Raw genomic sequence first — 21160 nt, forward strand, 5'->3', positions numbered from 1 at the left:
CATGCTTGTTGGTAGCATTAACCTTGAAGCTATGAAAAAACATGGGTATAATGAGCATCAGATATTATGAAAAGAGTGACTTATCTTTATGAATGGAAAGCTTCCTCTGAAATTGTTGATGATTGGATATTTGATGAAGTAGCTAATAAATTTGTTTTAGATGAAAAATGAAGGATTTTTTTTCAAGAAAATAATCCTTATGCCTTAGAAGAAATATCTAGAAGATTAATTGAAGTAAACACTAGAGGTCTTAGGAATTGCAATAAAAAGCTTTTAAATAACCTTAAACATTCCTATATTGAAACAGAATCTTGGCTTGAAGAAAAAATAGCTAATGGAGAAATTTCAAGGTGGTTCAGTGGATGTTGTGGTTTTTGATGATGTTGTTGGGTGGGGAAATAAGATGGATAAGGTTATTGATAAAATAAATAAAAGAATTAAAGATAAACAATAATATATTGATAATCTTGTTAAATTGACATGATAAAATATTTATCATAGATAATATTAATATGGAATATAGTGAGTAGTATGGTTCAAGTTTTAAAAGAAGAGGTTAAAAATAGAATTCTTGAAGCTGCTTTGAATGAATTTTATAAAAAGGATTTTAAAAATGCTAATTTAAGAGACATTGCTAATGAAGCAGATGTTTCTGTGGGTCTTGTTTATTCCTACTTTGAAAATAAAGAGACTCTTTTTGATGAGGTTGTAAGTCCGATTACTAATAATTCTTTTGAAAATTTGAAAAATAATGAATCAACTAATCCTTATGCTACTTTTGTTGAATTTGAAAGGAAATCTATTTTAGATCTTTTAAATAAACATAAAGAATTTGTTATTTTAATTGACAAAAGTTTTGGAACTAAGCATGCAAACTATAAAGAAAATTTAATTGAAGTTTTAACAGAACATATAAAAGAAAATAGGGATAAATTATCTTTTAATAATAAATTGGAATTTGAGGATGTTTTTATACATATTTTAGCCAATACATTTATTGAAGGTATAGTTGAAATAGCTCGTCATTATAATGGGAAAATGTGGGCTGAAGATATGCTTGATTTATTTGCAGAGTATTATTTTACAGCTTTTAAATAATATTTTTAATCTGTTTTTCAATTTTTATGATGCATAGTAACATTTAAATAGGTCTTAATTATAAGATAATATTGAACATAAGTTCATTTATAATTCAATGATATTCAATATTTTTTAATTGTTTAAATTGTTAATTTAGATTTTTCTTATTAATATCTTTGTATTTTTCTAAAATTATAAAGTAAAATTAAACATTTGTTTATTATTGGCGGTTATATAATGTTGGATGAAACTTTAACAGTAAAATATTTAAAAAAGAGAAACTTATTTCCAGACATTTTAATATTACTAAAATCTATATTTGAGATATTACCTATATTGTTTGTAGTTTATATTATCAATAAAATCATGTTTAACTCGATAGATTTTAATAATTTGTTGTTTTTATCTATTTTTATTGTAGCATTTTCCATATTAAAGTCTTTTTTTTATGGATTGTCAATATGGAAGACACATGAAAAAGCTTATGAAATGCTTGTGGAGATAAGGTTAAGCATAATAAAACACTTAAAAAAGTTATCTCTAGGGTTTTTTCAAGATAAAAAAATTGGAAATTTTTCAAATATTATAAATCATGATGTTGAACAAATAGAATTGTATTTAGCTCATGCATTACCCGAAATTAATTCATTGTTTTTAATTCAAATTTTAATTGTTATAACTATTTTATTTTTTGACTGGCGACTTGCGTTATCTTTAGTCTCTACAATTCCCATAATATTCATTCTCAAAAAGTTGACTGATTACTATTTAAAAGATTCAGTAAGAAAATTTACAGAAAGTTCTAAACAAATGTCTGAAAATTTGGTGGAGTATATCAATACAGTTTCTGTAATAAAGGCATTTAGTAATAATGAAACTAAAACAGATGAAGTTCTAATGGATATGAAAGATTATATAAAATGGGTTAAATCTGAAATGTTAAATATAACTATTCCTATGTCTTTAATTTCATTTTTTTCAGAGTTGGGGCTAGTTTTATTGATAATAATAGGTTCTAATCTGTTAGTTAATGGAAAAATATCTGTAATGATTTTTATTTTATCCATTATATTGGCTGAAAAGTTTTCAAAAACAATAAATAAACTACCTACTTTTCAACATTTCAATATTATCCTAAATGAGTCAATTAGAAAAATTAACACTATATTAAGTGTTAATCCATTAATTAAAAGTGATTTGGTAGAAAATCCAAAAAATGGTGATATTATATTTAGTGATGTAGATTTTTCATATAATGGTGATGAAAAAGTTTTATTTAATATTAACATGACTTTTAAGGAAAACTCAAAAACGGGAATCATAGGATCTTCAGGTAGTGGAAAAACAACTATTGCAAACTTGATAATGGGATTTTGGAAAGTCTGTGCTGGTTCTATAACAATTGATGGTGTGAATATAAACAATATAAGTGAAAAAAACCTTTCTAACTTGATTTCTATAGTGCAACAAGATGTTTTTTTGTTTAATTTATCAATTGAAGAGAACATTCGTATTGGAAAACCAGATGCATCTAAAAAAGAGATTATTGAAGCAGCTAAAAAAGCAAGGATTCATGATTTCATAATTTCTCTAAAAGATGGTTATGACACATTATTAGGTGAAAATGGTGTTAAATTTTCAGGTGGAGAGAAACAAAGAATATCAATAGCAAGAATGATATTAAAGGATTCTCCAATTATTATTTTAGATGAAGCTACATCTGCTATTGATCCTGATAATGAATTTTTAATTCATGATGCAATTAATAGTCTTGGAAAAGATAAAACACTTATAATAATTGCACATCATTTAAACACAATTAAGAACCTTGATAATATTTTTTTAATGGATCGTGGCGAAGTAATTTGTAGTGGAAAACATGATACTCTTTTAAATTGCCAAAAATATAGGGAAATGCTAAATAAACAGAATCAAGTAGATAATTGGCAAATTAAGGAGGTATAATATGTATAAATTAATATTTAATAGTATGACATTTAAGGCAAAGGGGATGCTAGCTTTTTCCATATTGTTGTTTGTTTTATATTCGTTAAGTGGTATTGGAATTTTATTTTTGGTTTTAGATATGATATCAAAAATCATTGAAGGTGCAGATATTGATTTAATATTTTATTGGATTTTATTAATTTTTTTACTTTTAGTTAAAGTAATTTCAAATGGTGTTGCTGACATTTTAAAACATTTTTCTGGTTTTGAAATAGTTGAAGAAATTAGATCCTCAATAATCTTAAAGCTTAAAAAATTTTCCTTAGGATTTTATACTAATGAAAGATTAGGGGAAATTAGCATGATAATCCATAAAGATGTTGATAATATGGAGGGGGTAGTTGCACACATGTGGTCAAGGATGATTAGTGATTTTATTATTGCAATATTGATTGGAATATTATTAACGATAATTAAATGGCAGCTTGCTTTAGTTATGATGGTTCCATTACCATTCGCTATTTTTGTATTGTATTATGGTATTAAATCTGGTAAAAATTTAGAAAAAATACTTAAAGATAATTTACTGCATATGGCTAGCTTATTTGTTGAGTATGTTAAAGGCATTCCACTAATTAAAGCATTTAATAAGAATAAAACGTTTGAAAATAAACTTAAAAAAAGTGCTATAAAATTTGCTAAAAGTAGTCAAAGTTTATCTAAATTCAATGCAAAATATTTAGGTTTATACAATTTAATTTTGGAGTTGGGATTTTCAATTTTATTAATAACTGGAGCTTATTTATTTTTTAAAGGTAATATATCTATTTCAACATATCTAATATTTATTATAATAAGTAGGGAATTCTATAAACCTTTCTTTGACATGGAATTGCATTGGTTAAATTATATTAAAGTGTCAGATTCCTATAAAAGAATTTTAAAGTTTTTGAATGAAGAAACTATAACAAATCCTACAAGTCCTAGGAAAGCTAAGAAATTTAATATTTCATTTGAAGATGTGGAATTTTCATATGAGGATGATGATTTTAAACTTAAAAAGGTTAATTTTGAAATAGCTGAAAATACACTAACGGCTCTTGTTGGACCATCAGGGTCTGGAAAAACTACAGTTACTAATTTACTTTTACGATTTTGGAATCCAGATTCTGGACAAATTAAAATTGGAGATATTAATATAGAGGATATGGACTATGATTATGTTTTAAGTAATTTGAGTATTGTTATGCAAAATGTAATTTTATTTGCTGATACTATTTATAATAATATTAAAATTGGAAATAAAAATGCAAATAGGGAAGAGGTAATTAAAGCAGCTAAAAGAGCAATGATTCATGATTTTATAATGACATTGCCTGAAGATTATGATACTATAATTGGTGAAAATGGTTTAGGTCTTTCTGGAGGACAAAAACAAAGAATTTCAATTGCAAGGGCATTTTTACAGGATGCACCTATATTAATATTGGATGAAATTACAAGTAATGTAGATCCGATAAATGAATCTAAAATTCAAGAAGCTATAAGTGAGCTTGTAAAGAATAAAACCATATTAGTAATTGCTCACAATTTGAACTCTATTAAAAATGCAGATAACATACTAGTTTTTGATAATGGCCAAATAGTTCAAAAAGGAGTTCATAATGATTTGATTAAAGATGAAGGACTATATAAAAATCTTTGGAATGCTCAGTCAAAATCAAAAGAGTATAATTTTTTAAATATTTAATTTTTAGGGGTTTTTATTTGAATAAGGAAGAATGTATTGATTGGATTTTTGTTTCAGGTCTAGGAACAAGTCAACTTGCAGCTGTATCTGTGACTTTCCGTTTAATACAGGTTATAATTGGGATTGGTTTAACTTTTGGTAATGGAGCAGATTCGTATATTTTAACTGAAATATTAGTTTTAAAAAATAACAAAGAGCTTCCATTATGGTAAATGTTTTTAAAAAGCCACTTAAGATTAGGAGTTTTAATCATGATATTAATTAAAGACTTAAATTTTTCTTATAAAAAAGATAAAGAAATTTTAAAAAATATAAATTTGAATATAAATGATAATGAAGTAATTTTAATAAGTGGAATAAGTGGATCAGGTAAAAGTACACTTTTCAACTGTTTTAATGGGTTAATTCCTCATTTTTATAATGGAATTTTAAGTGGAGATATTATTATAAATTTGAATAATACAAAGGATTTAGCTCTACATGAAATTTCAGAACATGTAGGGTCTGTTTTTCAAGATCCTCGTTCTCAATTTTTTACAACAGATACAACTGATGAACTTTCATTCGTTTGTCAAAATATGGCTATGGATAAAGATGAAATATTCAAAAAAGTTGATGATGTGTTTTCTTTTTTTAACATTGACTATTTGAAAGATAAAAATATTTTTAAATTATCTAGTGGGGAAAAACAAAAAATTGCAATTGCATCTGCAGCTGTAATTAGTCCTTCAATTTATATTTTTGATGAACCATCAGCTAATCTTGATTTTGATTCTATTAATAGATTATCTGAACTTTTTAGATTGTTAAAAAATGATGGACACACAGTTATAATAATTGAACATAGGATTTATTATCTTAAGGCTTTATTTGACAAAATGATTCATATGGAGGATGGAATGATTAAAAAAACATATTCCATTAGTGATATATCAAAAATGTCGAATTTTGAGTTTAATCATTTAGGTTTAAGATCTATTGACATTGATAAAATCGATTTTAAGAATAATAAAACGCACATTAATGAAAATTATTGTTTAGAGCTTAAAGATATTAGTTTTACATATTCAAATGCCAATATAATGAAAAATAAACTATTTTTCTATGAAAAAAGCAATCAGAAAGAAATTCTAAATAATATTAATTTAAAGGTTTTTGGAGGAGAAGTTTTAGGATTAATTGGTGAAAATGGAGCTGGAAAAACTACTTTGGCTAAAATTATATCTGGGCTTTTAAAGGAGAATAGTGGTGAAGTTTTAATCAATAATAATGTTAAATCTGATAAAGATAGATTAAAAAATTCTTATTTTGTAATGCAAGATTCAGATTATCAGTTATTTGAAAATAGTGTTAAAAAAGAGTTAGAATTAGCTAATTTGGATGTAAATAATTTAAATGAAAAAATAGAAATTTTAGCAAAAAAGCTTCAACTATATGATTGCCTTGAGAATCATCCAACAACACTTTCAAGAGGTCAAAAACAAAGGGTAACAATTGCATGTTCTATACTTTCAAAAAAGAATGTAATTGTTTTTGATGAACCTACAAGTGGATTAGATTATAATAATATGAAATATGTATGTGATTTGATTTTAGATTTGTCAAAACAGGGAAAAATTATTTTTATAATTTCACATGATTTTGAATTTCTTCTAGAAGTATCTACAAGGATTTTATATCTAAAAGAATCTAAAATATTGGAAGATTTTAAGTTAAATAATGAAAATATTGATTTATTTAAAAGATTACTGTTGGGTGGAAAACATGATTCAGGAAATATCTAAATTAACTTTCCAATTAGATCCTAGGATAAAATTTTTATTAATTTTAATTATTGGATTTATGATGTTTTATTTTACTGAGATTGGATATATGATATTTATTTTAGGTTTATTTATCTTTTTAAGTATTTTTGAAGGAGTATTTAATGAATCTTTTAAATATTTCTTAATATTTTCCATACTTTTAATAGTAGATTTATCATCGGCTTATATAACGAATATATGGTTTAATATTGCTTTATCAACTTTATTATATGTCGTTGAGCGCCTTTTTGTTTTTGGAATAATCGGATTTTATATATTCAAAACAACAAAGTTATCTAAATTTATAAGTGCTCTTGAAAGTTTGAAAATACCCAAATATATAATTTTACCATTTTCAGTAATGTTTCGGTTTTTACCAACCATATTAGAAGAATATGCTTATTTAAGAGATAGTATGAAAATTCGAGGAATAAACTTTTCTGCTAAAATGATTATTAAAAAGCCATTAGATTACATGGAATATATAATTGTTCCAATCTTAATTAGAAGTTTTAAAATTTCAGATGAATTATCTGCTTATGCAATGTTAAGGGGGTTAGATAGTGAAAAACAGAAAACAAAGCTTTTTGACTTAAAGTTTGCAGTATTTGATTATTTAATTATATCAGGTGTTTCGATATTTACTTTTATTTTTTATATTGGAGTTTTTTAAAAAATTTAATGGAGTTAAAAAAAATGAAATTTAAATTAAAAAATGATAAAAAATTAACCGCAAGAGATTTTATAAGTATAGGTGTTTTTAACGCTCTAGCTATAATAATATACATGATTATATCTTCTTTATTTTGCATGACAATTATTGGAAGTTTTTTTTCAAATGCTGCCGTTTTCCTTGTAATTGGTGTAATTTATGTTTTATTGGCTATTAAAATACAAAAAAGAGGAGTATTTCTCATTTCAGGATTAATATTTGGATTGATTTCCTTAGCTTCTGGTCATGTTTATCATTTTATTGCAATAGTTATTGGTGGGGCAATAGCAGAAATATTGGCGGGAAAATATGATTCTTCTAGAAAAATATCTCTCGCATATGTTGCTTTTGCATTATCTGATTTTTTAGGAATTGATTTACCTATTTTTGCTTTTGGATCATCATATATACTTGAAAGAGCTTCTAATTTTGGTATTTCAGAAAATGCAATTAATTCTTCAATTCAGTATTTTACGTGGTCTACATTTTTTGTTTTATTAATCTTAAATGTTATTTGTGCAATAATAGGTGCATGGATTGGGATGATAATAATTGAAAAACACTTTAAAAAGTCTGGTTTAATAGAATAAAACTCAAAATTTTATTTTTTTATTTTTTTTAGAAGTGATAGTATATTGAGGAATTGTTTTGAATAAATGTATATAATATAAAGTGCAATTAAATTATAAAGAATTTATAATTCAGTTAATAAGAATACAATGTGATTTTTTGACAGAATATATTAAAAAAACTTCCGAAGAGAGTTAAAGATATATTGGATGCAGTTTTTAAAGTTTTTTTAAAGAAAGGATATTTTAATGTGACCATGGAGGATATTATTAATGAAACTTCTCTTTCTAAGGGAGGTTTTTACTATTATTTTAATATTTATAATAAGTATTAATCGACGGTATCGTCTATTGGTGGTATTATGAATAATGATAATAAATGGTCTACACATGATATAATGATAACTGCAGTGATGGCTGTAGCATTGGGAGTTTTATATATTCTTTTAACTTATTTCGCAGGATGGTTAACGAATTTTCCATTTTTAGACATATATTTAACTGGAATATATTATTTTCCAATTTTGATGGTTGGATATTTAATTAGGAAAAAGGGTCTGCAATCTTATCTGCTTTTATAATTTTTTTAATTCAAGTTCCATTTACTCTTTGGGGAATTTTAATGATTTATTTTGCATTATTGCTAGGTTTGCCCATTGAGATAATGTTTATTGTAAAAGGGTATTCTAATTTAAAATTATGGTATCTTATGTTAATTGATCAAAATCAGAATATACTAAAGATAGCAATAAAATATTAGAAGCTGTTAAGTTTTTAATAATGATAAAGAGGAACATTTTTATTTAGAAAAATATAGTGAAAAGTATAAAGAATACTTTGATAAAACATCAAGATATTTATTATTTTTCTAATTTTATTTTTTCCACCAAATTAAAATCCAGTCGGGCTTATCTTTTGTGTAGTACAGTTTTCCATTTTTCGGATTAACAGATAATAGATTATCTAAATATTCTCTTAATCGTTCTTTTTCTTCATCAGTATATAAATCTAGGTTGAATTTACCATTATCCATAGCTTCTTCAAGATTATCATACTCTCTGTAAACATTTAAGTTTAATCTTTCAATATTAGCATAAATTCCCATATTATATAAAATATTAAAGAAATAATCATGTGCTGGGAAGTTTGTACGTTTTTTACCAATATGTTCATCAAATTCTTTTTCCATTTTTTGATTTTCAGGTCCAAATAATGTAATAAAAACATATTTATTAGCTATTTTATTAATTTCGCTTAAAACTTCATCAATTGGCATGATTCCATTTAGAGATCTTGAAGCTACAACAACATCAACATCGCCTATTTCATCATATTTTAATTCTTCAATAGATTTTTGTATTGTTTCAATATTGTTTATATTATTATCTTGGGCACGTTTTTCAAGAAATTCTAACATTTTAGAAGATAAATCATAGCCTATTACTTTTTTAACCTTTTTAGCTAGAGGTATTGTAATTGAACCTTCACCACAACCTAGATCTAATACTGTGTCATTTTCATTTAGTATTAATTTTGAAAACAATGCATTTTGATAGTCGTCCTTTTTAGATCTTTTGTAAAATCCAACAGCTGCTTTATCCCAGTCTTTATCTTTTTTATCTTTAAGTATTTCCTTCCAAAATCCAACCCAATCAACTTCATTAGGGTTTTCAATCATTTGTTTCATAGTATCACATTGTATTTTTTAAAACATTCATATAATCATTATAATTTTCTCTAAGTAATTTTGGAATATCTAGTTCGTAGGGACAATTATCTACGCACAAATAACATTCTACACATTCTCTGGTTTTTTCCATTATTTTTTGATATTTAGGGGTTAGGTAAGGTTCTGTTGGAAAACGTCTAATCCATAAAGACATTCGAGCACACATACTAATATTTATTTCTTCTGGACAAGGCATGCAATAACCACAGCCTCTACAGAAATTCTTTTTAAGCTCTTCTTTATCTTTATCGATAGCTATTTTTAACTTATCATCTAATTTGGGTTTTGTTTTCTCATATAATAAGAACTCATCAAGTTCTTCTTCTTTTTGAATTCCCCAAATTGGGAGGATATTTGAAAATTGGTTTATGTAAGCATAGGATGCTTTTGCATTTTTAATTAATCCTCCACCCATTGCTTTCATAGCTATAAAGCCAATATCTAGTTTTTTACATTTTTCAACTAGTTCAATTTCGCTTTTTCCACTTAAATAAGAAAAGGGGTATTGTAGTGTTTCGTATAGTCCAGAATTCAATGCTTCAATAGCTATTGTGTATTTGTGTGTTGTTATTCCAATATGTTTTATTAATCCTTGTGATTTAGCTTCTACAATAGCTTCGTATAAATTACTTCCATCATTAGGTTTTGGACAAAAAGGAAGGTTATGAAATTGATATAAATCAATGTAATCTGTTTGAAGATATTTTAAAGAAGTTTCTAGGTCTTTCCAAAAGTCTTCTTCTTTTTCACTTCCAGTTTTTGTTGCAATAATAATTTTGTTTCTAACATCATTTAGGGCTTTTCCTATTTTTTCTTCACTATCTGAGTAAAAACGAGCCGTGTCATAGAAGTTAATTTTATTTTCATAAGCTCTTTTAAGTATTTCGATAGAATCTTTTTTGTTTCGTCTTTGAATGGGCAGTGCTCCGAATCCATTTTTATTAACTTCAAGATTTGTTTTTCCAAGCCTCATTATTAATATCCCATAATTTTTAGTATTATATAAAATACAATAAGCATGATTAATGCATATATTGTTTTATTAGTTGACAAGAATTTTGTGTTTTTAAATTCTTCATCTTTAATATTCCCTTTTTTCATAATTCTTTTTTTTTCAAAAGAACATTTTTGGTAAATTTTTTCTAGATTGTTTGGAAGCCTGCCTTTTTTGTTAAGCATATTTATTGTTTTATTTAAGTGCTTAATAGCTCCAGAATAATTTCCAAGTTCAATTTCACAAAATGCAGCTTTATAATTAAAATTAGTAACTAATTCTAAGTCATCTTTAACTTCTTTTTCATGTTTAATACACTCTTTATAATCATTTAATGCTTTTTTATAATTTTTAAGTTCATAATTAGCATCGGCTCTTGTATTAAGTCCAACAAGAGTTATTTCTTCAGATAAACTTTCTTCAATGTACTTTAATGCTTCTTTGTTTTCACCTTTTTTTTGAAGCATTTGACCTTTATAAAGGTTTACTTTTTTATCTGCTCCATGTTTCTTTTCATATTTATTAAGAGCAGTTAATGCTTTATCAAATTGTTTAGCCTGCATTAGAAGTTCAATTTTACCCATTTTAACTTCCTTTTTTTCAATTCTTGGTTTTTCTACTTCTGAGTAAACATCATATTTTTTATATGCAATGTCCATATATTCAAGAGCTTCATCAATCTTATTTTTATTAAATAAACTCATTGATTTATCACAAATTGCATTAATAGATTGTGGATGTGCTTTTAAATAAATATCAAAGTATTTTTCACCATAATCTCCATTATCATGGTCTGGATCGTAATATTGATGATATAATCCTCTTTCTTCAACAGCACTCATGTAATCCTTTTCAATTAACATATCTAAAATAGCTAAATATTCATCAATTTTGTCTCTGCCATGTCTTTTTTTAGCTAATTTAAGAGCTTCTTTATATTTTTCATTTTTTATTAATTCTTTAGCTTTTTCTAGCTCTTTTGTCATTCTATCAATCCTAATGAATTTATCTCCTTGATTTTATAACAACTCTCTTTATTATATATTTTTTATAAATGTAATATACTTTTTTTGTAATGTCATCATGACAATTTTGGGCAGTGCCCAATAATATGCTAAAGAATAATTTAAGAAAAAAATCAATAAGTTAATCAAAAATTAGAAAGATTTAAAAAGAAATAAAGAACACAAAAAACTAGTATTAAAACCAATCACAGTTTTCACAAACACAACATAAAACACAAAAAGAATCAAAGAAAAAGAAAAAAAACTAAAATATGACCAAGAGCTAACAAATTGACAGTGCCCTATCCATTACATTGGACATCTATATATAATGATTATCCAACTTATTGGACAGTTCATGTGTTTATTAATTAATCTTAAATTTCTAATGATAACAAATTTTTAATAGTAATAAATAGATAAATAAAACTACTTATTTTTATTAATTAAATTGTGATGATTAAATGAATGATTTAGAAGAAATTGTTTATAAACATGCTTTATTAAATGCAGCTAAGCATAAAGGAAGTGCAAATCCTGGAGCAGTTATAGGTTCAATCATGTCTCAAGAACCTGATTTAAGAAGCAAAGCTAAAGAAATTGGGCCAATGGCTGGTAAAATTGTAGCTAAAGTAAATTCATTATCTTTAGATGAACAAAAAGAAGAAATGGAAAAATTCAATCTTGAGGTTAAAACACAAAAACAAGTTAAAGAAGTTGGACTTCAAGAGCTTCCTGGAACTCATGAAAATATTGTTTTACGTTTTGCTCCAAATCCTAGTGGACCTTTGCATATTGGACATACTCGTGCAGCTGTTCCTAATGCAGAGTATGTTAAAAGACATGATGGTAAATTAATCTTAAGAATTGAAGATACAGATCCTAAAAGAGTATTTGAACCTGCTTATGAGATGATTCCTGAGGATTTAGAATGGTTGGGAATTCATCCAGATGAGATTGTATATCAATCTGATAGATTTGAGATTTATTATGATTATGCGCGCCATTTAATTGAAAAAGGTGCAGCTTACATGTGTACTTGTGATGGAGCTACTTTTAAAGAACTTAAAGATGATTGTAAAGCTTGTCCTTGTCGTAGCAATAGCGTTAATGAAAATCTTGAATTATGGGAAAAATTTGATACTATGGAAGCTGGTGAAGCAGTATTAAGACTAAAAACGGATATCCAACATAAAAACCCAGCTATTCGTGATTGGGTGGCTATGAGGTTAGTTGATGAAAAACATCCTCGTTTAGGTAATAAGTACAGAATATATCCTATGATGAACTTTTCTGTTGCTTTAGATGATCATTTAATGGGTATGACTCATGTTTTAAGAGGAAAAGACCATCTAGCTAATAGTGAAAAACAAAAATACTTATATAATCATATGGGTTGGGATGTTCCAGAATTTATCCACTATGGTAGATTAAAAATGGAAGATATTACTTTAAGTACTTCTAAAGCATTAGCAGGTATTGAAGAGGGAATTTACAGTGGTTGGGATGATCCAAGGCTTGGAACCTTAAGGGCAGTAGCTAGACGGGGTATTAATCCAAAAGCTATTTATGATTTAATCACTGAAATTGGTGTTAAAATGGCCGATTCAGCGATTAGTTGGAAAAAAATTTACGGTCTTAATCGCAATTTACTTGAACCTATAGCCAATAGATATTTCTTTGTTGAAAATCCAATTTTAGTTAATGTTAATGGATATGAAGCAGGCAGTGTTGTTATTGAAAGACCACTTCATGCAGATTACCTAGATAGAGGTAATAGACTATTAACCTTTGATGGTAGTGCATATTTAGCTTTTAATGATTTAAATGATGGTGTAGTTAGATTAATGGATGCTGTAAACGCTGAAGTCAGTGGTAATAAATTAACTTATCATTCAGCTACTTTTGAAGATGCAAGAGATATTAAAGCTAAAATTATCCAATGGGTTCCAAGTAATGAAAATGTTAATGTTAAAATAGTTATGGATGATGCAAGCTTAAAAAGAGGTCTTGGTGAAATTGCACTTAGGGATTTAAAAGTGGGAGATATTGTTCAATTTGAAAGAATTGGTTTTGCACGTCTTGATGAAATTAAAGATGATGAGTTAATCTTTTACTTTGCACATAAATAAGGGATTTAAATGACATTGTTTACTAATGGATTTGTAACACTTAAAATTCCGAAAGACTTTAAAACTGTTGTAAATAAGGGAGATTTTGTTGAACTTTCTTTAATAAATCCTCAAATTCCTCTTTCTATTAAGTTTTTAACAACGCCTACTTTAGCAGGCCTTACAGATTTAAAAGTTCACATTGAAGAGACTTATAAAAATTCTCCAATTGAATTAAACACTTCTGACTTTGTAGCTATTGGTGAGGATATTTACTATTATGCAGTTACTTCAATTGCTGATGGGAAAGAGATTCGTCGCAACGAGTTTTTCTATATTAGGGATAATAACTTATACACTTTTGAATTTGCATATCCTTATGCCGATGCAGAGCTTGATCAATTTTACTTAAATATTATTGATTCTTTAAAAATAAATAAGGCTAAATATATTGTGGAGGATGATGGCTATTATTTAAATGAAGATTAAAAAGAATTAATATATCTTTTTAACATCTTCTGCTTTAATAGTAACGTTTTTACGTCTGTATTTAACAGAAATATCATCACCATTAATTGCATATACTTGACTTGAATATGTTTCTCCTGCATAATTAAATATTATTTCATCGCCTTTTTTAAGCACATATTCACTATTACTTATTTTAATTTTTATATTGTCTCTTGCAGGTTTGCTTTTAATTGGATTAATTCTGGATGTTGGTTTTTCAATTTCATTTTTAGACATATTGAATACTTTACGTGTGTTGTCTTGTCTTAATCTTTGATCTTGTGCTCTGTGATATTCTTCATAACTAGCATCATAATCTGCATGAGTTTCATTTATAATTGGTTCGTATTCTTCATATTCATTAGCATTTCTAATGTAGGTTTCATCAACACGGGGAATTTCTTCGCTTTCAGGATTTAATTTTTCTTTTACATCTTGAAGGAGTTTAGATTTTTTAATAGTGTTTGTGATTTTAGCTAAGTCTTTTCTATAATCTAAATCGTTCATTTCATCTTCATCAATTGTAAATAATTCAGATTCTTCAAGTGGTGCTCCAAATTTATAATCTTTATCTTTAGCTTCAAGAACACTCACATCATCTATTTTAGATGGACTTTTAAGAGATGGTTCTGAAATTTCTTTTTCTGTGTTTAATAAAGCTTCAGTTATACCTTCAACTTTTTCTTCTTTTTCTTCTTCTTTTGTAGCTTTTGTAATTACTTCTTCAATTTCTTTTTGTGATGCATTAGGTACTTTTTCATCTGCAGTTTCTTCTGAAGATTTAATAGCATCAGCAATATCATGAGTTGGAACTTGTTTAACGGTTTTTTCTTCTTTATTTTTTTGGATGCTTTCTTTAATCTCTGTTAAATCATCTTTTTCATTGTTGATTTTTTGAGATTCCTTTTGTCTTTCATCATCTTTTCTTTTAGATTCATTTATTAACTCATCAATTGTAAATAAATCCTTTAGTTCATGTTTTTTGTCATTGTTTCTTTGATTCATAATAACCATCTGATTTTCCTTCATTGGTTCTTGAAATTTCTCTACTTTATCATCGTAGTTTATGAGAACTTGATTTTGTGATTCATATTCAATATCTTGAACATTGTTAGTTCTTTCTTCTGGAATAATATATCCACCATATTCATCAATAGGATTAGAGCCTTCACTTCTTAAATTAACGGCATCTTGTGTATTTGAGAAATATTGTGAATTAGAATTATCATTTGGAGATAATTTCTCTTGAATATTATCCATTCCTGGAATAATTGAACTGTTGTCATATTCTAATTCGTCTTTTTGAAAGTGTAATTTAACCAATATGATTGCAATTACACCAATCAACAATATTGTTATCCATAATATAATAGTCATTACATTCATATTTCCCAACCCTATAAATAAATTATAACTTATAATTAATTATATTCAATAATATATTTAAATGGTTTTGTTGTTATAAAATTTCGTCTGATTTCACCCTAAATTCTAAAATTTGGATTATTTTTTACTAATTTAGCTATTTTATTCTTTAAAACTAATATTTTTTTTAAAAACTAATTTTTATTTTTATAATATTAATTTTAACTATATAATTTAATTTAAAACAGATTTTAGGGATATTTTTTATTTTAACAAATTAATATTTATTAGAAAATGATAAAGTTCTAAATAATTAAATAAAATTTTTTTAAACATATTAAAAATATAATTGAGAGTTTTAAATGTTTTTAGAATAGATCAGGTCTTAAATTTTATTTTTACCAATTCTGAATATTTGTCAATTTCAATAGTTTAATTAATATTTTAAATATAATGATTTTATATTTTTTTATTTTTAAAGTAAGAACTAATAAACTAACTAACAAAAACAAACAACTCTATAGAAATATATTTCCACGCAACAATTATTAAATCAGAAAGAAAGAGATTTAGAATAAAAATAGGCATATTCAATCAGATTGTCCATTGAAAAATGGCTGGAATGAAAAAACCAAAATTTCAACTAACAAATTAACAGACCAAATTCTGAAGTTATTTATAATAATTTTAACTAAAATTAATATTAACGTGAGGTGTTTTCATGGAGTTTAATAAAACGAATTATGTTATTCTAGTTACTACAATAGCTTCATTTATAGTGGCATATATATCTGTTGTTCCTGCTGTTGCATTGCCTGCAATGGCTAGTTATTTTGAATTAAGTAATATTCTACAAAATTGGGTTATTAATTCATTTTTATTCTCAGTAGCTATTTTTGCGGTTCCTACAGGAAATCTTGCAGGTAAATGGGGGATTAAAAAATCATTTCAAATAGGTTCTATAATATTTTTAATAGGTTCTGTAATCACTCCTCTTGCTTTCTCTCCAATTTTTCTTATTTTATTTAGAGTTTTACAAGGTTTTGGAGCAGCCATGATTTATAATACTGTGATGAATCTTGTAACCATGGCGGTTCCAGAAAATGAAAGAGGTCATGCAATTGGTATTGTAGTAGCAGGAGTGTATATTGGGTTAGGTATTGCTCCAGTTCTTGGAGGTATTTTAACATATAATTTAGGTTGGCAATGTATTTTTTATTTTTCAATTCCATTTATTGTACTTTATATTCTTTTATGCTATATTAAAGTTAAAGATGAATGGAAAGTTGGTGAGGGCAATAAATTTGATATTAAAGGTGCATTAATTTGGATTGTGTCCATTTTTTTATTTGTTTATGGTTTTACAATAATTAATCAAAGTATTGGATTAATAATGGCTATTTTGGGGCTTATTTTTCTTAGTATTTTTGTATATGTTGAGTCAAAAGCTAAATATCCAGTATATAATGTAAGGGTTTTTAAAAATAAAGTTTTCGCTTTTTCAAATATTGCTTCAGTAGTTAGTTATATTGCAACTTACTTTATAATTTATATTTTAAATTATCATTTACAGTACATTAAGGGTTGGGATCCACAAATAACTGGATTATTTTTAATTATAACTCCAGTTGTACAAACTATTATATCTCCATTTTCAGGTCGTCTTTCAGATAGGTATAATCCTCAAAAACTTGCTGCTTTTGGTATGCTTTTTGTAACAATTGCATTATTTATACTAGTTTTCTTAAACAAGTCAACTTCGTTATATGTCATTGCACTTGCCATGATTTTACAGGGTCTTGGTTATGGAATATTTTCATCTCCAAATACAAATATTATTATGAGTTCTGTAAAATTAGAGGATACTCCTGTTGCTTCTGTATCTGTTACTGTTATGAGAGTTGTTGGTCAAACAATGAGTCTTGCAATGCTTACAATTATATTTGCAGTGATAATGGGCAATGTTCCAATTATCCCAAAATATTATCATCTTTTAACATCAAGTTGTAATTTAACTTGTATTATTGGAACTATATTGGGTATTATTTCAATCATGGCATGTTTAGTTGGTATAAAAAATAAAACAGCCGATATTGAATAATACTTTTAATTTTTTTGAAAATGAAAAAATCCACACATATTAAAAAATAGAATATAAACTTTTATAGGGTTATTATTAGATGTAATCTTGAAATCAGAGTTTGAATAAAATAAATTAATTTTTTGATTTTATAATAAATTTTTGTGAGTATCTGGCAAATATATATATCGTTAAAGTAAAATATATTCGTGATAAGTAATTAAATACTATAAAGTGAGGTTTAATAATGGTTGTTAAAATTAATGAAAACTATCTTAAATTAAAAAGCAGCTATCTTTTTGTTGAAGTTGCTCGAAGAGAAGCTGAATTTATAAAAGCTAATCCTGATGCTAATATTATTAAAATGGGAATTGGGGATGTAACAAAACCTTTAGTACCTGCTGTTGTAGATGCTTTTAGTGAAGCTGTAAGTGAAATGGGGGATGCAGGTACTTTTAAAGGTTATGGTCCAGAACAAGGTTACGATTTTTTAGCTGAAACTATAATTGAAAATGATTATAAAAAAAGAGGAATATCCTTTGATTTAGATGAAGTATTCATCAGTGATGGAGCTAAATGTGATACTGGTAATATTCAAGAAATTTTTGGATTAACTAATAAAATCGCAGTAACTGATCCTGTATATACAGTATATGTTGATACTAATGTAATGGCTGGTAGAACCGGTGAGATGAGTGGTGATGGGATGTATGAAGGTTTAACCTATCTTAAATGTAATGCTGAAAACGATTTTATACCGGAACTTCCATCAAATCCAGTAGATATAATTTATTTATGTTATCCAAATAATCCAACAGGAACTGCTCTTACAAAAGATCAATTAAAAGTATTTGTTGATTATGCAAAAGAAAATAAAGCTATTATTTTATTTGATGCAGCATATGAGGCATTTATAAATGAAGCTAATGTTCCACATTCTATTTATGAAATTGAAGGAGCAAAAGAAGTAGCTATTGAATTTAAGAGTTTTTCAAAAACTGCAGGCTTTACAGGAACTAGGTGTGCATACACTATTGTTCCAAAAGAATTAATGGCATATGATAGTGAAGGTAATGCTATTGAAGTAAACCCGTTGTGGAATAGAAGGCAAACTACTAAATTTAATGGAGTATCATACCCTGTTCAAAAAGCAGCAGCTGCAACATTCTCAAAAGAAGGTAAAAAACAAATTCAAGAAATAATTGATTATTATATGGAAAATGCAAAAATTATTCGTGAAAGTTTATGTGATTTGGGTTTAGAAGTTTGTGGTGGAGTAAATTCGCCTTATATTTGGGTAAAAACCCCAAATAACATGGATTCTTGGGAATTCTTTGATTTATTGTTAAATGAAGCTAATGTTGTTGGAACTCCAGGTTCTGGATTTGGTCCAAGTGGTGAAGGTTATTTAAGACTTACTGCATTTAATACTTTAGAAAACACGACTGAAGCAATGGATAGAATTTCAAAATTAAATATTTAGGTGTTTTAATTGATTAAAGAAGAAAGCATAAATATTGAAAATGGTGATACATTTCACGAAGTTTTATCTAAATTTGGAGCATTAGCTTTAGATAAACAAGAAAACTTATCAGAATTAATTGGAAATAATCAAGGTGTGTTAGATATTGAAAAAGGATGTATAAACTTTGAAAATATTGAAATGCCTGTTCAAATCTTAGGTTATTATGTTGACTCAGCAAAACAATGGTCTTGGGCATGGGATAATGATATTGGATTTGATGATTCTTTAATTAAAGCAGCTATTCAAATGAAAGCTATTGGAGATGAATTTTTCATACCAGAGTTTAATTTAGCCGTAATGAGAGCTAACTTTGATGATTGTCACACTTTAGCTATGAGTGCAGTTTCTCTTCTAGATTATGATGGATATTATGCAGTTAATGAAGATGGAATAGACATATTTGTAGCTCTTCAATCTGATTTAATTAAAGAAAATAATTCTGTTGAGAAATTTAGAGATACTTATTACACTTTCCAAAAGAATTTTGATATAAATGCAAAATTAGCTTTTAAAAGTTATACAATACTTAAAAATTATATTTTTAAATCTCACGATGATTTTGACGTAGCTAAAATCGATGAAAGTCGTATTATTGTAGGTTACAGTGAAAGAGGCCATGTAACACATATTCAAATGTTTTTAGAGGATTAATAATATGAATCCTGATTTGGCAGAAGAAATTAACTACTTATCTGATTTACTCGCTAAATCCGGGTTTTTTAGCGAAGATGAAATCTTAGAAATATTAGAAGAGCAATTTATTGAGGAAAATGTTGATTTTTCTCAATTTAATGTTTCATTAAATAATTTTGATAATATTAATTTTAACAAACTCAAAAATGCTTTTAAAAACTTGGCTTTGGATAAAATAATTGCAATACACAATTGTGGCTTTGATATTGCTGAGGGAGTAAGTGATGCTTTTGAACTTTATGCACATTTGCTAAATAATGAATATGAAGTTGATGGCTTTTGCTTTTATACTTTTGAAGATGTTGAAGAAGCCATTTTTAGTGAAAAATTAAAAATAACTTTTGGAGACTTTAAAAATGATGAAACAAAAGCATTAACTATCGGTAAAAAGGTAGCAAATGTTTTATCTCAAGAAGGATTCAATTTAAATTGGAATGAAAGTATTAACTCACAAATTGAAATATATGAGTTTAAATGGGATAAATCATTTGATGGAGATGTATACGAAATGGAAGGAGCTTTTAAAGTATTTAGTGAGGCTTTTAAATGAATTCTAAATCACTTAGATTAATTGAAGATGTTGTAATTAATTCTGGAAAATGGGTTTCACTGGAAATGGCTCAAGATTCAATATATCTCCATTTTATTGATGTTGAGCTTGGAAAACCTCATGGAGACGATACATTTTCTTTAATTACTAGATTTGGTGAAAACTCATTTATTTCAGTATTTTATAATGATATAAGAGATATTGACTTTTTATCACATTATAACTTTAAACACCAAATATTAAGCGAAGACTTTACATATAAAATTAAAAGCATCAAGTTTATTGACTTTGAATTTTTAAATGTGTTTTTTACAAAATATGAAAAACACAAAGAAATTACAAATATTAATGATTTTAATATTCACAATATTAGAAATGATTTCTTTTTAATGTTTGAAATAGAAAATCTAGCTATTGTTGTTGGTGGAGATAAAATGGACTTTTTTTCCGAATATGAACGATTAGATGATGATAATTTAAAAGAATTGTCAAATAAATGGATGTTATACTTTTTGAATTATCACTTAAAACGGAATATAATAAAGGATCCAATGTGCGAAAATCATCCATTGATGTATAGACATGAGTAATTTTATTTTTTTTCGCATTGGGACTGTCAATTTGTTAGCTCTTTGACATATTTTTTAGTTTTTTTTATTTTTCTTTGATTCTTTTTGTGTTTTCTGTTGTGTTTGTGAAAAGATTTAAATATTAGTTGTTGTTTTTCTTGTTGTGA

Annotated in this window: 21 protein-coding genes; 17 read left to right on the plus strand and 4 right to left on the minus strand. The window is 26.4% G+C overall.

The genetic code is table 11. The features are described 5' to 3' along the window. Positions 1-66 precede the first annotated feature (66 nt). The 10 genes from MBORA_RS10690 to MBORA_RS08725 all read left to right on the plus strand — a co-directional run bounded on the left by MBORA_RS10690 (position 67) and on the right by MBORA_RS08725 (position 8444). Positions 67-171 (plus strand): cobaltochelatase subunit CobN, encoded by a 105-nt coding sequence (locus MBORA_RS10690; protein WP_106787263.1) that lies wholly within the window; start codon positions 67-69, stop codon positions 169-171. Positions 172-531: 360 nt separating this feature from the next. Beyond that, a complete protein-coding gene (locus MBORA_RS08690; RefSeq protein ID WP_042694507.1) occupies positions 532-1098 on the plus strand; it encodes a TetR/AcrR family transcriptional regulator in 567 nt (188 codons plus the stop codon). Positions 1099-1317: 219 nt separating this feature from the next. Then, a complete protein-coding gene (locus tag MBORA_RS08695) occupies positions 1318-3045 on the plus strand; it encodes an ABC transporter ATP-binding protein (protein ID WP_052331860.1) in 1728 nt (575 codons plus the stop codon). A gap of 1 nt (position 3046) precedes the next feature. Continuing rightward, positions 3047-4777, plus strand: coding sequence for an ABC transporter ATP-binding protein (locus MBORA_RS08700; RefSeq protein ID WP_042694506.1), 1731 nt, complete (start codon positions 3047-3049; stop codon positions 4775-4777). Positions 4778-4794: 17 nt separating this feature from the next. Next, positions 4795-4989 carry an MATE family efflux transporter gene (locus MBORA_RS08705; RefSeq protein ID WP_042694505.1) on the plus strand — a complete coding sequence of 65 codons (195 nt, stop codon included), beginning with the start codon at positions 4795-4797 and terminating at the stop codon, positions 4987-4989. A gap of 39 nt (positions 4990-5028) precedes the next feature. Next, the gene (locus MBORA_RS08710; protein WP_063720549.1) at positions 5029-6561 is read left to right on the plus strand and encodes an ABC transporter ATP-binding protein; all 1533 of its coding nucleotides are present in this window, start codon (positions 5029-5031) and stop codon (positions 6559-6561) included. After that, positions 6542-7255, plus strand: a complete 714-nt coding sequence (locus tag MBORA_RS08715; protein WP_063720550.1) for an energy-coupling factor transporter transmembrane component T — start codon at positions 6542-6544, stop codon at positions 7253-7255. The genes MBORA_RS08710 and MBORA_RS08715 overlap by 20 nt, the downstream gene beginning before the upstream one ends. Before the next feature lie 23 nt (positions 7256-7278). Beyond that, positions 7279-7884: an MptD family putative ECF transporter S component gene (locus tag MBORA_RS08720; RefSeq protein ID WP_063720551.1), complete on the plus strand. Its 606-nt coding sequence runs from the start codon at positions 7279-7281 to the stop codon at positions 7882-7884. Between the two features lie 185 nt (positions 7885-8069). Continuing rightward, the gene (locus tag MBORA_RS11400) at positions 8070-8198 is read left to right on the plus strand and encodes a TetR family transcriptional regulator (RefSeq protein WP_197017444.1); all 129 of its coding nucleotides are present in this window, start codon (positions 8070-8072) and stop codon (positions 8196-8198) included. Between the two features lie 27 nt (positions 8199-8225). Continuing rightward, positions 8226-8444, plus strand: coding sequence for an ECF transporter S component (locus MBORA_RS08725; protein WP_042694501.1), 219 nt, complete (start codon positions 8226-8228; stop codon positions 8442-8444). A gap of 293 nt (positions 8445-8737) precedes the next feature. On the opposite strand, the gene MBORA_RS08730 is transcribed toward MBORA_RS08725, so the two are convergent. The 3 genes from MBORA_RS08730 to MBORA_RS08740 are packed head-to-tail and all read right to left on the minus strand — an operon-like array spanning position 8738 to position 11572. Next, complete coding sequence (locus MBORA_RS08730) at positions 8738-9550, minus strand: class I SAM-dependent methyltransferase (protein WP_063720552.1); 813 nt, start codon at positions 9548-9550, stop codon at positions 8738-8740. A 4-nt stretch (positions 9551-9554) separates the two neighbouring features. After that, positions 9555-10574, minus strand: coding sequence for an aldo/keto reductase (locus tag MBORA_RS08735; protein ID WP_063720553.1), 1020 nt, complete (start codon positions 10572-10574; stop codon positions 9555-9557). After that, positions 10568-11572 carry a tetratricopeptide repeat protein gene (locus tag MBORA_RS08740; protein ID WP_063720554.1) on the minus strand — a complete coding sequence of 335 codons (1005 nt, stop codon included), beginning with the start codon at positions 11570-11572 and terminating at the stop codon, positions 10568-10570. The genes MBORA_RS08735 and MBORA_RS08740 overlap by 7 nt, the downstream gene beginning before the upstream one ends. A 482-nt stretch (positions 11573-12054) precedes the next feature. Here MBORA_RS08740 and MBORA_RS08745 point away from each other — a divergent pair, with 482 nt between their 5' ends. Both MBORA_RS08745 and MBORA_RS08750 read left to right on the plus strand, forming a co-directional pair. Continuing rightward, positions 12055-13722 (plus strand): glutamate--tRNA ligase, encoded by a 1668-nt coding sequence (locus MBORA_RS08745; RefSeq protein WP_042694499.1) that lies wholly within the window; start codon positions 12055-12057, stop codon positions 13720-13722. A gap of 9 nt (positions 13723-13731) precedes the next feature. Further along, positions 13732-14190 carry a hypothetical protein gene (locus MBORA_RS08750; RefSeq protein WP_042694497.1) on the plus strand — a complete coding sequence of 153 codons (459 nt, stop codon included), beginning with the start codon at positions 13732-13734 and terminating at the stop codon, positions 14188-14190. A gap of 6 nt (positions 14191-14196) precedes the next feature. Here the strand turns inward: MBORA_RS08750 and MBORA_RS08755 are convergent, their stop codons facing one another. Next, positions 14197-15597, minus strand: a complete 1401-nt coding sequence (locus tag MBORA_RS08755) for a hypothetical protein (RefSeq protein ID WP_042694495.1) — start codon at positions 15595-15597, stop codon at positions 14197-14199. Between the two features lie 700 nt (positions 15598-16297). On the opposite strand from MBORA_RS08755, the gene MBORA_RS08760 reads away from it, so the two are divergent. The 5 genes from MBORA_RS08760 (at position 16298) to MBORA_RS08780 (ending at position 21014) form a co-directional block, all read left to right on the plus strand. Further along, positions 16298-17677 carry an MFS transporter gene (locus tag MBORA_RS08760; RefSeq protein WP_063720555.1) on the plus strand — a complete coding sequence of 460 codons (1380 nt, stop codon included), beginning with the start codon at positions 16298-16300 and terminating at the stop codon, positions 17675-17677. A 226-nt stretch (positions 17678-17903) separates the two neighbouring features. Further along, positions 17904-19139: an LL-diaminopimelate aminotransferase gene (locus tag MBORA_RS08765; protein WP_042694492.1), complete on the plus strand. Its 1236-nt coding sequence runs from the start codon at positions 17904-17906 to the stop codon at positions 19137-19139. Positions 19140-19148: 9 nt separating this feature from the next. Continuing rightward, on the plus strand, positions 19149-19832 hold the full coding sequence (locus MBORA_RS08770; RefSeq protein WP_042694491.1) for a DUF6882 domain-containing protein: 684 nt from the start codon (positions 19149-19151) through the stop codon (positions 19830-19832). Between the two features lie 4 nt (positions 19833-19836). After that, the gene (locus tag MBORA_RS08775; protein ID WP_042694488.1) at positions 19837-20424 is read left to right on the plus strand and encodes a DUF6891 domain-containing protein; all 588 of its coding nucleotides are present in this window, start codon (positions 19837-19839) and stop codon (positions 20422-20424) included. Then, positions 20421-21014 carry a hypothetical protein gene (locus MBORA_RS08780; protein WP_042694487.1) on the plus strand — a complete coding sequence of 198 codons (594 nt, stop codon included), beginning with the start codon at positions 20421-20423 and terminating at the stop codon, positions 21012-21014. Before MBORA_RS08775 ends, MBORA_RS08780 begins: the two co-directional genes overlap by 4 nt. The last annotated feature ends 146 nt before the right edge of the window (positions 21015-21160 follow it).

Origin of the sequence: Methanobrevibacter oralis (assembly GCF_001639275.1) — an archaeon.
GTDB classification, from domain to species: Archaea; Methanobacteriota; Methanobacteria; order Methanobacteriales; family Methanobacteriaceae; genus Methanocatella; species Methanocatella oralis.